We start from the raw sequence: 11991 nt of genomic DNA, 5'->3' as shown, positions 1-11991 counted from the left end.
GCGGAGTTCGACTTGGGTCAGGCCGCGACTCTCTCAGGTTCGTGCGCGCTGCGCCGCAGGGCGATGCCGTCGGCATCGAACAGATGACATGCGGAAGGCGGAACGTGAACGCGAAGGCGCTCGCCGGAACCGAGCGGCGAATCGCCCGGTGCCTTTGCGACCAGCGTGCCAGCCGCATGATCCGCATGGATATAGCTGTGTTCGCCGAGCCGTTCCGAGAGCACCGTGGCGCACTGAATGGACTGCTCGTCGCCGTGGAGGCCATGAAGGTGCAGATGTTCCGGACGCACGCCGAGCGTGACCGGCTGACCGGGTTGCAGACGCCGGCCGTCGACGTGTGCGGCCAGCCGTTCGCCGCTTTGCGCGAGCGACACCGTTACCCTGCCCGCGTCGATCGAGTCGACCACGGCATCGATGAAATTCATCCGCGGCGAACCGATGAAGCCCGCCACAAAGCGCGACTTCGGATGGTGATACAACTCGAGCGGCGCGCCGCTCTGCGCGATGCTGCCGAATCGCTCGGCATCCGCGCCCGCGTGCAGCAGTACGATCCGGTCGGCGAGCGTCATTGCCTCGACCTGATCGTGCGTGACGTACACCACGCTCGCATTTTCAAAGCGCTGGTGCAGCCTGGCGATTTCAACGCGCGTCTGACCTCGCAGCGCAGCGTCGAGATTCGACAGCGGCTCGTCGAACAGGAACACGCCGGGCTCGCGCACGATCGCCCGGCCGATCGCCACGCGTTGCCGCTGGCCGCCGGACAATGCTTTCGGATAACGGTCGAGCAACGCGTCCAACTGCAGAATGCGCGCGGCCTCGCGCACCTTCCGGTCGATCACGTCTCTCGGCTGCTTCGCGAGCTTCAGACCGAACGCCATGTTGTCGAACACGGTCATGTGCGGAAACAGTGCGTAGCTCTGGAACACCATCGCGACACCCCGCTCGGCGGCGGGCACGTCGTTCACGAGACGCCCGCCGATCCGCAGTTCGCCTTCGCTCAGGTCTTCGAGACCGGCGATCATTCTCAGCAAGGTCGACTTGCCGCAACCCGACGGTCCAAGAAAAACGCAGAATTCGTGTTGCGCGATATCCAGATTCACGCGCCGGATCACCGGCGCATGATCGCCGTACGACTTCTGCACGTTCGCGAGATGGATTGTGGCCATGCTGCCTCCGGATTTAAACGCTTAAATTTGTTTCAAAAAAAATCGGCCAACCCTTGTACAGCAGGCATTTAATCGCTTAAATTCGGGGTTCGCGGAAGCTCGCATGGTTTTGTCTCCTGTGTGTTTGCATGAAACTTAGCAAACGTCGCGGGTCGCTTGCAACATTTGAATCGCATTCCCTGAATATGGGATATGAGAAATGGTCACCTTGTCTGAAGTCGCCAAACGCGCGCGGGTTACCGCTGCGACGGTTTCCAACGTGCTGCGCAATCGCGAGAAGGTTCGTCCGGAAACGGCGGAACGCGTATTGAGAGCCATCGCCGACCTCGGCTACCGGCCGAATCTGAACGCGCGCGCGCTGGCGGAGGGCCGCTCGTCGACTTTGGCGTTGATGTTGTCGAACATTTCGAACCCTTTCTATCCCGAGTTCGTGCTGGCGGCCGAGCGCGCGGCGCGCAAGGCGGGCCATTTTCTGATGGTGTGCAATACGGACGACGATGCGGAGATCGGCCGGGCCTACCTGAACCAGATCGCCGGAACGCTGGCCGACGGCGTCCTCGTCATGAACACGGATATCGCGATCAACGAGCTCTGCATTTCGGCGATGCACAGTGCGCCGATCCTGTTGACGATGTGGGAACACCCCGAGACGCCGCCTGCCCTGCCGTGCATCGCCGTGGACTTCGCGCGTGCGGGCGCGCTTGCCGCCACGCATCTGCTCGAACTGGGTCATCGCGACATCGGCATGCTGATCGGCGACGGTTGCGGCGGCTTGCAGGATGCGCGCTCCAACGGCTTTCGTGCGGTGATGCGCGAGGCCGGGATCGAAACCGACGCTGCTGCGATGCTGCAGGTACGCGACTCGATCGACGCCGGCTACGCCGCCTGCATGCAACTGATGGCGAACACGCCGCAACTGACCGCGATCTTCGCGACCAACGATCTGCTCGCGATCGGCGCGGCCCAGGCCTTGATCACCCTGCGCCGCGCGGTGCCGGATGACGTGTCGGTCATCGGCATCACGGACATTCAACTGGCTCATCAGGTGCACCCAGCGTTGACGACGGTTGCGATCCAGACCGCAGCCGTCGCCGAGTTGTCGGTCGATAGGCTCATCCGTCTTATCCAGGCGCCTGCACAGCAACCGTCGATGGTGGTAGGCCCACCGCCGGAACTTGTTGTGCGCGCATCGACGGGCCCGCGGCGAGCGGGAGCGGGATCGAGGTGAGCTTGCAAAGCTTGAGAGTCTTGCAAGCCGGATACCGGGAAAGCAGGCACCACGGGCACGGAGGATGATCTATCTGGGCGTCCAACGATACACAACCATGCTGGAGCCGTTGTAGTTGTCCTTGGTGACCACGTATTCCCCGGTCGAGCGGAGGTACGATCTCAGGCCGTACATCGAATCCACGTCATTGCCGACGTCCACATTGCTGGAACTGCTGTTGATCAACGTGGTGTCCAGATTGCCTGTGGTGAGATTGAAGGCGTCGATGTTGGGCACGGTGTGTACATATCCGAGGAAGAGATAGTTGCCGGCTGCCGTCATCGACTTGGGATTGGCGCTGGTGATGTTGATCACCGGATTGGGAGCGGTGTGGTTGCCTGCGAGCCAGCCGTGATACACCTCGATCCTCGTTCCGATCGCCGTCCAGTCTATGCTCCCAGCCACGCCTTGTACCAGGATCATGGTGTCGCTATCCGGCAGGTAGATGATTCGCGTCAACGGTCTGATGCTCATCGGAATGGAGGTGGCGATTCCTGCGCCCCACGTCGGCTTGCCGTCGGCATCGAATCCGGTCAGCGGATAGTGATAGATGTGGTTCGTTCTATCCAGACCGGCCCAGACGTCTCCCTTGCTATCGAGGCAAAATCCCCCCGTGACCGGCCTCGTCGTATTGAACGCCGTGCCGGGAATCGAGGCGTCCGGTATGGCGATGTAGCCATTCGCAGCGTTGAAGTGGAAGAAGTAGAAGATAGCGGGGTTCTGGCCGGATGCAACGAGGATCCGGTTTGCGCCGACGCTGGCGAGCTGACCGAAGTGCTCGTTGCGTTGGGTATCGTTGGGATTGAGTCGTGGATCGGAGGGATAGTCGAATGGATTGACGGTGTTCGCTACGTAGCTTCCTCCAGCGGTGCCGGTGAAGATGTGGGCGCCTCCGTAGAAGTAAGCGCCGTCTGTCCCCGGGTCTGGGGCGCCGATCGCTTCGAAGTTGAGGGACTGGAGCTTCCATTGCAGCTTGCCGGTGCTGTCGTAGGAGTGAATGTCGGTGCCGCCGTTGCGCCCGAGGTCCCACGTTCCGCCCCACGGATTGTTGAGGACATAGAGGTTGCCGGCGGCGTCCTTGCCGATGCCCGTGACCCGTGTGAATCGTTTGTCACCGACCTGGCCTTTGATTCCGGCCGTGGTGTCGAGATATCCGCCCTGTATGCCGAACGTGCTGGCCAGCAAGGGAATGCCCGAGATGTTGTAGGTCTTGATGTTCATGTCGGGTCCCTCGTCGCCGATCATGAGCTGCCCAGTCGCCGTGTCGAAATACAGCGCGGACGGTCGGGAGGCAGCGGACATCTGGATAGTGTTCAGCGGCGCACCGGACGGGCTGAATTCGAGGACCGTGCCAAGGCTCTGCTGCGCAACCCAGATATTTCCCGCGCCGTCCACGGCAAGCGCGCCAGGGCCCGAGACGCCGATATCCCGCTGCCAGACACCGTCGGTGCTGAAGACTCGCACGCGATTTCCGGGAAAGTCGCTCGCATAAAGGAGTGAGCCCGACGTCGCAAGTCCGGTGACGACATCGGCCCGCTGCTCATTCGTTGTCGCGCTGACGGAGATGAGAAGGTCGCGAGTTTGACTGGTTCGGTTGTATCGCCCGACCCTGCCACTGCCGCCGTTTCTGCTAAATTGCAAAGCAGCGAAAATCGATGTTGCATTACCCGTAATGGCGCTGCCCTGAAACTCGCTATGAATTCCTATGGAACCTATGCTTTGGCCATTCCGGTATAGGGCAACTCCGCCCTCGTTTTCGTCCCACAGGGAAGCTGTATAGAGGGTTCCCTCCGGGGCCACCCACATGGAACGGGCTCCGTTACCCACGTGAGTGGCGAGGGTTCCAAATGTGTTCGCCACCCAGTCGGTGGTGTACTGCGCCTGGCATCCCGGCGCAATCGCGGCGATCAGCGCGGCCGAGAGGAGCGCGGCATAGATTCGTTTCTTGACCATGAGCGATGCTCTCCTCGCTGTAGCGCGGCTATAACGTGAATCGCAGGGTGCGATAACTTTGGTGGTTTCGGCTACGCACAAACCGTCGTCAAATCGGCGGACTACAGGAGTGTAGGGTATGCCATGTGAGTCCATGGCAATCGTAATGGCGAAAGACTGCAGACTCGTGAAACTGCCCGCAAAATCGCAACGACAGCAGGCGTCAGCGAAATCGATCGAGGCAGACCAATGCACGGCGCATAGAAAACCCACCCTCAGTGCGCGTAGCAAACGTCATTCGACGCATTACAGTGGAGACTGAACCGCGTCCGTGGATTGACGCCGATTCGTCGGGGCGACTCTCGTGGCCGTCCCCGTTGCTGCCGCGATATCGTTCGCGACGGACGCGAGGGCTCGGCTGTGCGCGTTGGCCAGCGCGTCGTAGCCAGGCCCGCTCACGGCCTCGCGTATCACAGAGCGCCCGCTAAACTGCTCGCTTCGCTTCGGCGGACGCACCGACCAGTTCACCGCCAGCGTCACCGTACCGTCCGCCGACGAATCGAAGTTCTGCACGTCAACCGATACGCGGTAAGCGTTATCGCCCACATGTTGTGGATAAGTCGATACGATCGCTCCCGGAATGATCTGCGCCAGATCCGCAGCGAGTACACGCGGAATCTGACTCTTCAATGGATCGGCCCAGCGCGCGAACTCGTCGATAGACACGCGGTTCGCGTCGAGTTTCGTTACGATTTGCGACCGGTCGACCAGTTCGGGAACCGTGACCGGATCGATCGCGATTGCGATCGGACTGGCGCTCGGCCGCTGTTCGACAACCTGAACAGGGCTCAACGTGTAGAACTTCGACGTCGGCGACGTTGCGCATCCCGCGAAAAGGGTCAGCACGATCATGCTCAACGGTAACGACGGAAATCGGCTCATGGCTTGTCCTCGGTCTTGCCACGGATCAGCGCCTCCGGATGGCGTTCGAGATACTCCGCAAGCGAACGGATCGAGACTGCCGCCCGCGACAACTCCCGCATTGTCTCGGCGGTGCTTTGCTGCAATGGCGAGTCGCTTTGCAACGTGCGATTCGCTGACGTGAGCGCTTCGCGAGCCGCGGCCAGCGTCGCTTTTGCGTCAGGTGCAATATCTGTATTGATGGTATTCAGCAGCGTGTCCGCATCACCGAGGGTTTTGCGCAGATCCTTGCTGATGCCCTCGAACGGAATCTCATTCAGTTTAGCGACGAGACTGGTAATCGATTCCTGCAGACCCTGCAAGTTACCCGGCACCGTTGGCAATTCGGGCGTCTTTTTACTCCAGTCCACCTTCGCCTTCGGCGCAGAGGGGAAGAAATCGATCGCGATATACAGTTGTCCGGTAAGCAGGCTTGCCGTTCTCAGTTGTGCCCGCATCCCCTTCGATACCAGGTAGTCCGCAAACTCTTTCCGCTCCGACGATATTTGCCCGCTTTGGCTTCGCCATTCGTCGCGTGAAATCAAGCGCTCCGGGAAAATGCTGACTTCGACCGGGATACTGAATTCCCGCGTGGCCGGATCAAAGTGCGAGTTGATCGCCGATACCTCGCCGATGACTATCCCGCGAAAGTCGATGGGTGCTCCCACGGTCAGCCCACGCACGGACTCCTTGAAGTTCAGCACGTATTGATCGATGATCGCGTCATGCCGCTTCATCGCCTCGGTCCGATTGACGAAAAGTTCGTACTGGTGCTTCGCGTCGGCTTCAACCCTGTTCGTTGTGTCGGGTGGATTCTCGAACGCAAGGCCACCAATCAGGATCGATACCAGCGATTCGGTGTCTACCTTCACACCGGTCGTATCCAGAGTCACATCGACGCCGCTTGCGTGCCAGAAGCGGGTGTCGTTCGTCACGTACTTGTCGTAAGGCGCATTGATAAAGACGTGCAGGGTCATTCCCGCGCCCTCGGGATCGAGCGCGTAGGAGACGATCTGACCGACCTGAAGCCGCCGGAAGAACACCGGCGAACCTATATCGAGCGAGCCCAGGTTCTCACTTTTCAGCACGAACTCTCGCCCCGGTGCGCCTGAGGCGAGGACGGGCGGCGACTCGAGTCCGACGAAATCACGTCGCGCTTTTTGCGATGTACCGATATCCATTCCGATGTGCGAACCGGACAATAACGTACCGATGCCCGATACCGTGCCGCCCGAGATGCGCGGTCGAACGACCCAGAAGCGGGTATCGTCGACGAGCATGCTGGAAGCGTTGCGGGACATTTCAGCGCTGGCGAGCACCGTCTTGTGATCGTCGGAGAGTTCAACGTTCTTGATTACGCCAATATCGACATTCTTGAACTTGATCTTCGTCTTGCCGGCCTCAATCCCCTCACCCGTGGAAAACCTGATCGTGACGGTCGGGCCTTTTTGCATGACCGACTGCGCGACCAGCCAGCCGGCTATCAGCACAGCGACAAGCGGCACTAACCATACAAGCTGCACACGCCACTTCGACTGTTTGGCGGCAACGACTGCCGGAAAGCCGGGCGCATTCTGGTCATCTTTCTGTCCTGACAACTTATTCACCCTCTGACTCCACTGCGTCCCAGATGAGTCGTGGATCGAATGACAACGAGGCGAACATGGTCAGCACGACTACCGCACCGAATGCAATTGATCCGGGACCTGCGTCGATGGTTGCCACCGAACCGAACTGCACGAAAGCGACAAGGATGGTAATCACGTAGATATCGAGCATCGACCACCGGCCAACGAGCTCCACTAGCCGATAAATACGCGTGCGCTTGTGGGGGATTAGAGGAGAGCGCAGCTGGGTACTCCACGCGAGATAAGCTAACGAAAGAATCTTGAGCATTGGAACCACAAGGCTTGCGATGAAAACGATCGCTGCAAGCAACCACGACCCGGAGGTCCAGAGAAATACGACGCCACTCAGGATCGTGTCGGATCGCGCACCGAATAAGGTACTCGTGACCATGACCGGCAGAAGAATCGCCGGGATGTAAAGGATCATGGCGGCGAACAGGAATGCCCAGGTGCGGATGAGACTATTGGGCTTGCGTAAATGCAGCGCTGCGTGACAACGCGGACAGCTCCCACCGTGGACGGGTGCGAGCGGCTTCGAGAGCAGGCCGCAGTCGTGACACACGAACAGCCCTGCGCGCGCGGCAGTGGCCGGCGTGGTGCTTGCGCTCACCAGGTGAGACACGCCGCCGTCGCTTTGCATTGCATCGATACGCGCCCATAGATCACGCGGGTTAAACGTAACGGTCGCCGCCGCAAGCAGCACCATCACCACGCCGAATGCCCAGATCGCGACGCCGGGGACGACTGTTGCGATGTGCTGGAGTTTGACAAGCGCGACCAGCATGCCGAGCATCAGAACCTCGATCATTCCCCATGGCGCAACATGCCGTAGCACACGAAGAACAATTTCAGGTTTGTGGGGAAATCCGCCTGTATGCAACGGCAAGAGTAGATAGATCACGGCCGCTATGTTCAGTGACGGCATCAAAATCGTTGTCACGAAGACAAGGCCCGCGATTGGCCACATGCCGTCCGCGTATAGAGACGAAGCCGCGCCGCAAAGCGTGGTTTCGACAAGTGTTCCATTGACCCAGAGTCCGAAGATGGGAAAGCGATTGGCGACCACAAACAGGATCGCCGCGGCCAAGGTGAGCGCCAGTGCGCGATCGTGCGTTGCCGGCAAGCTTCGGTAGAGGACCGCCCCGCATCGTCGGCATCGCGCGGTGCCGCCCTTGGCTAGCGGGGTCTCCCGCTGGAGAAAATCACATTCGTGACACGCGATTAAGCTGGCTTTATTCATCTTCGGCATCCGCTTGCGGGCACACGATCCAGAAGCGTTACCCCTTTATACAGGTCATTTGAATTGCGCAACCAGCGCGTCCGCGCCTTTGTCGATCCCGGTCTTCGACGCGCCCAGCGACCCGAAGCTTGCGCCGAGGTTAAACGCGTTCGGGTATTGCTTGGTCACGTAAGCACTGAGGAGGCGGTTGGTCGACGCGTCGTAGATTTCGACGGCGTAGGTGACCGAACCGCTGAAGGCGCCTTCCTTGCCACGTGCGGCTTGAACGCCGTTGTAGAGGTTGCCCCCAATATCGAAATGGGTAAAGGTGCTCAACACGGGCGTATTGGTCTTCGCGCCTGTCAGGATGAGCTTCAGGCGCAGCGTGTTGGGGCCGGCCTCATTAGCCAGTTGGAATCGGCCTCGCAGCTTTTCCGCAAACCTGGTTTGCATATAGCTCGCAAGAGCCGCTTTATCTTCGCCACCCATGTCGCCAAACTGGTTATCGGCGCCCTGATAAACCGTGACCGGATCGATAATCAATTTCGTGTACTTCTGCCAGTCTGTCTGAGGCGCAAAGCGATATGGCACGCGGGTAGAGTCGTCCTGCGTATTGGGTCGCAAATAGGGGGATGACGGGATCCCCGAATACGCGACTGGCGTCACGCTCGAGCAACCTATCAAAGCTGTGCAGATAGCAGCAATCAACAGATGCCGCGCCTTAACTGACTTGACCATTTATCTCTCCGGGTTCCGATTCGCATCTGTCTTTCTGGGAGGTCCAGACCTGACAGTTCATGTGAGGCTCAAGCCTAACATCGCAATTTCAAGATGTAAACCGACCAGACGGTTTGTTTCTTGAGCGCGACGTAGGACGAAGTACTACTTTGTTGCTAGTGCATTTGTATCAGGATGCCCGTGCACCACATTGGGCAATCCGGTCATTCCTTCCCGCTCCGTTTATGAGTTCCCGCGGGACACGCTGCGCTCAACGGCCTTGAGCGTCATTAGCAACGCTACGCGATGAACGTGCAGCACGCGGTTTCTTTTTGGACGGCAGGCGCCCACTGGCGTTCATCGAGCAGGCGATCGAACAGACGCCCGAGTTCCCTTTCGGAAAGCGGACAGAGGCCAAGGAGAGCGGTGAATGCCAGACCTCTGGCTGCTGCCCAGCGCAACACCGCCAGCTCCGGGTCGGCGGCCTCGGCCTTGATATCTTTGATTGTCTGCGCACTCGTCTCGCGAGTGGCGGACAAAAGAGTGGGATCTTCAACGATAGCGGCAAGAATGGCAAAACCCGCGAAATGGGGGTTGTCAGTAGCCTCGCGCATCGTGGCGATCTCGGCTGCGAGATTGGGCTCGGACTTCGTCGTGCCTGCCGCAGCGAGGTAGTCGCGAGCGAAGTTCTCGAAGTACTCGATTTCGTGCTCAAGCAGCACTTTCAGCACAGCCTGCTTGTTCGGAAACTGATGCATCAAGCCGCCCTTGCTGATGCCGCTTTCGCGCGAAATAGCATCAAACGTGAGCTGCCCCGGTCCATCGCGCGCGATGATGGTAAGCGCCGCCTGAATAGCGGCTCTACGGGAACGTTCCGATCGAGTAGGATTATCCATGGTGTCTTTCAGGAGTGGATGCGCGTTCACGCAGCCAAACAAAAATAGGCGGGCGCAATACCACGAGAATCAGCTGCTTCATGCGTCGCTCCTTCGATGTCCATTCCGGAAAGTCCAGACCTGACGGTTCACGTGAGGCGCAAGCCTAACACTGCAAATTATTTTTGTAAACCGACTAGGCGGTTTGTTTTATAAGGACCGTTCCACTTATCAGGGGTCACAACAAATGGCATGTGCATCAGAGACGCTCGCTGGCGTCATTCAACCGCGCCATTTGCGCCGCACTGAAAATGTCTGAACAGATCGATTGACGAGGGTGCCGCGAGGGTGCCGTGTGGTGATGTTCGGCTGGAGAGGCTAGCCCGCAGGCCTCCCCAACCCGGTAGCGACGCGACATGAGATCGTTGAACGTCTCGAGGAGTCGCGTCGCGCCGCTTGTTTGCCGCTCGCCGCCGCTGATGACGGCTTTGGGCGCTTAGAAGTTATCGCGATTGAAGCCAGGCAGTGTGCGCGTTCCTTCGGTCGCCACCGAGTGCAGCAGTTTGGGGTCGAGGTCGAGCATGCGCAGGATCGTCGGCGCGACCTGCGTAGTCAGCACCCGTTCGTCGACGGTCTTGCCGGCGTGATGGACACCGGGCACGTAGACCACGAGACCGAGATGGTTGTCGTCGGGAGCATTGCCGCCGTGTTCTTCGTCCTTGGACTTGCTCGACGTATAGATGACGCCGGGGTTGGGCTGGACGATGATATCGGGCGTGCGTCCGCGCGCGGGATCGCCGAACCGGTCAGCAATCTGCGCGCCGTACAGAATGTACGCTTGCGGGCCATCCGCGCAAATGCCGGGCGCGTTGCAGCTCAGGTTGTCCTTCAGCGTCTTCACTACCGCTGACAGCTGGCTTTGATCGCGCAACCAGATCAGCCCGACGTCGTCGGTCTGCACGAAGCCCGTATTGACGAGACCCGTCCCGTCATTCAGATTTCCGCTCGTCGTGTTGGCCTGGCCAAAGTTGCCGTTCGGATCCAGATAATTGTTTGCTTCAAGCAGCTTCGTGAGCGTGTCGCCGACCTTCACCAGCTTCGAATGATCCGTCGGGGACTGGCCATGCTTCGCGGTGACGATGATCGCCGTCGACGAGTAAAGACCTTGCTGCTTGAGCTCGGACACAATGCGGCCCAAGGACCCGTCTATGTAAGCAATCGCACTCGTCACCTGCGGGCCCGGCGTAAAGCTCGCGTCCAGATAGCCGCCGCCGTTCGCCACGAGCGCCTTCTGTGCGATGCTCAAGGTCTGGAAGTTGGTGCCAAAGACGGTGGGCACGCCGGCACCAGCTTTGCCGGTCGAATCCTTGCCGTCGATCTCGTTGATCAGCGACTGCACATGGAGGTCGTCGAACTTTTCCGTGTGCGTATAGACATCGGTGTAGCTGGTTTGAGTAGCCGGATCGATCGAATTGATCTCGGTGCGGGAAAGATCGTCGACACCCGTTCCCGACGGTCCGTTGAGCCAGTCGTAGCCCCACGCGTGCTTGTCCGCCCATGCGGTGCGGGCGCCTTTCACGTTTTGCTTGACCACCTCGAAAATCGTGTTCGTCTTCACATAGTTGTGCGGGTACACGGCCGTACAGACGCCGTTGATCAACGCACGCGGTATGGCCTGCGGATTGAATGCACCACCGCCGTTGAGATTCGTCAGCGCGCCGCCGTTCTCTCCATCGATGCCGGTGGTCTCGTCGAACACGACATTCCACCCCTGCTTGCCGGTGCAATGGGTATCGGACGGCGCGTAGAGCGTGCGGTCATAAGACACGTCATAGAACAGGCCCGCCGTTTTCGGCGAGCCGCCCGTGACTAACGCGGCGAGACCCGGGAATGAATCCGAGAGGCCAGGCGTGTGGGCGTTGGTGTACGTGGTGCCGGCCTTTGCCAGCAACGCGAGATTGGGGCAAGAGTTCGAACCGATGCAGCGCGCGACATCCTGCTCGTGCAAGCCGTCGAAGCTGATCAGCAGCACGTGCTTCACTGCCTCACGTTCATGCTCGTGTTCATTCGCATCACGCGCCGCCGCGCCTGCCGCGTGCAGGCCGGCGAGCACCACAACGCCGGCGCCGACGGCATTCCGTACGCGCATCCATCTCCTGATCGTCTTCATGCCCTGTCCTATTTGAGTGATCACGAAAAATTCGGTAAGAGTAGGAGAATGCGACGG

At 59.7% G+C, this 11991-nt stretch carries 9 protein-coding genes; 1 reads left to right on the top strand and 8 read right to left on the bottom strand.

Annotation, left to right across the window (positions count from 1 at the left end; genetic code table 11):
• Window positions 1-17: 17 nt before the first annotated feature.
• A complete protein-coding gene (locus tag AC3WLT_RS26450) occupies window positions 18-1166 on the bottom strand; it encodes an ABC transporter ATP-binding protein (RefSeq protein WP_492594636.1) in 1149 nt (382 codons plus the stop codon).
• Between the two features lie 199 nt (window positions 1167-1365).
• Here AC3WLT_RS26450 and AC3WLT_RS26445 point away from each other — a divergent pair, with 199 nt between their 5' ends.
• The gene (locus tag AC3WLT_RS26445; RefSeq protein WP_492594635.1) at window positions 1366-2394 is read left to right on the top strand and encodes a LacI family DNA-binding transcriptional regulator; all 1029 of its coding nucleotides are present in this window, start codon (window positions 1366-1368) and stop codon (window positions 2392-2394) included.
• Between the two features lie 69 nt (window positions 2395-2463).
• Here AC3WLT_RS26445 and AC3WLT_RS26440 read toward each other — a convergent pair whose 3' ends face one another.
• The 7 genes from AC3WLT_RS26440 to AC3WLT_RS26410 form a co-directional block, all read right to left on the bottom strand.
• Window positions 2464-4386: an SMP-30/gluconolactonase/LRE family protein gene (locus AC3WLT_RS26440; RefSeq protein ID WP_492594634.1), complete on the bottom strand. Its 1923-nt coding sequence runs from the start codon at window positions 4384-4386 to the stop codon at window positions 2464-2466.
• Window positions 4387-4671: 285 nt separating this feature from the next.
• Complete coding sequence (locus tag AC3WLT_RS26435) at window positions 4672-5307, bottom strand: PqiC family protein (RefSeq protein WP_492594633.1); 636 nt, start codon at window positions 5305-5307, stop codon at window positions 4672-4674.
• On the bottom strand, window positions 5304-6932 hold the full coding sequence (locus AC3WLT_RS26430; RefSeq protein WP_492594632.1) for a PqiB family protein: 1629 nt from the start codon (window positions 6930-6932) through the stop codon (window positions 5304-5306). The genes AC3WLT_RS26435 and AC3WLT_RS26430 overlap by 4 nt, the downstream gene beginning before the upstream one ends.
• Window positions 6925-8193, bottom strand: a complete 1269-nt coding sequence (locus AC3WLT_RS26425) for a paraquat-inducible protein A (RefSeq protein WP_492594631.1) — start codon at window positions 8191-8193, stop codon at window positions 6925-6927. Before AC3WLT_RS26425 ends, AC3WLT_RS26430 begins: the two co-directional genes overlap by 8 nt.
• A 54-nt stretch (window positions 8194-8247) precedes the next feature.
• On the bottom strand, window positions 8248-8910 hold the full coding sequence (locus tag AC3WLT_RS26420) for a DUF3313 domain-containing protein (protein WP_492594630.1): 663 nt from the start codon (window positions 8908-8910) through the stop codon (window positions 8248-8250).
• A gap of 278 nt (window positions 8911-9188) precedes the next feature.
• The gene (locus tag AC3WLT_RS26415; protein WP_492594629.1) at window positions 9189-9785 is read right to left on the bottom strand and encodes a TetR/AcrR family transcriptional regulator; all 597 of its coding nucleotides are present in this window, start codon (window positions 9783-9785) and stop codon (window positions 9189-9191) included.
• Window positions 9786-10260: 475 nt separating this feature from the next.
• Complete coding sequence (locus tag AC3WLT_RS26410; protein WP_492594628.1) at window positions 10261-11934, bottom strand: alkaline phosphatase family protein; 1674 nt, start codon at window positions 11932-11934, stop codon at window positions 10261-10263.
• Between the last annotated feature and the right edge of the window lie 57 nt (window positions 11935-11991).

Source organism: Paraburkholderia sp. FW306-2-2C-D06C, assembly GCF_058781505.1.
Note: the sequence above shows the minus strand (reverse complement) of the source record. Positions and strands in the feature narration are given on the sequence as shown.

Coding starts and splice junctions, on each gene's coding strand:
- AC3WLT_RS26450 (WP_492594636.1), bottom strand. CDS start 1,166: ATGGCCACAATCCATCTCGCGAACGTGCAGAAGTCGTACGGCGATCAT.
- AC3WLT_RS26445 (WP_492594635.1), top strand. CDS start 1,366: ATGGTCACCTTGTCTGAAGTCGCCAAACGCGCGCGGGTTACCGCTGCG.
- AC3WLT_RS26440 (WP_492594634.1), bottom strand. CDS start 4,386: ATGGTCAAGAAACGAATCTATGCCGCGCTCCTCTCGGCCGCGCTGATC.
- AC3WLT_RS26435 (WP_492594633.1), bottom strand. CDS start 5,307: ATGAGCCGATTTCCGTCGTTACCGTTGAGCATGATCGTGCTGACCCTT.
- AC3WLT_RS26425 (WP_492594631.1), bottom strand. CDS start 8,193: ATGAATAAAGCCAGCTTAATCGCGTGTCACGAATGTGATTTTCTCCAG.
- AC3WLT_RS26420 (WP_492594630.1), bottom strand. CDS start 8,910: ATGGTCAAGTCAGTTAAGGCGCGGCATCTGTTGATTGCTGCTATCTGC.
- AC3WLT_RS26415 (WP_492594629.1), bottom strand. CDS start 9,785: ATGGATAATCCTACTCGATCGGAACGTTCCCGTAGAGCCGCTATTCAG.
- AC3WLT_RS26410 (WP_492594628.1), bottom strand. CDS start 11,934: ATGAAGACGATCAGGAGATGGATGCGCGTACGGAATGCCGTCGGCGCC.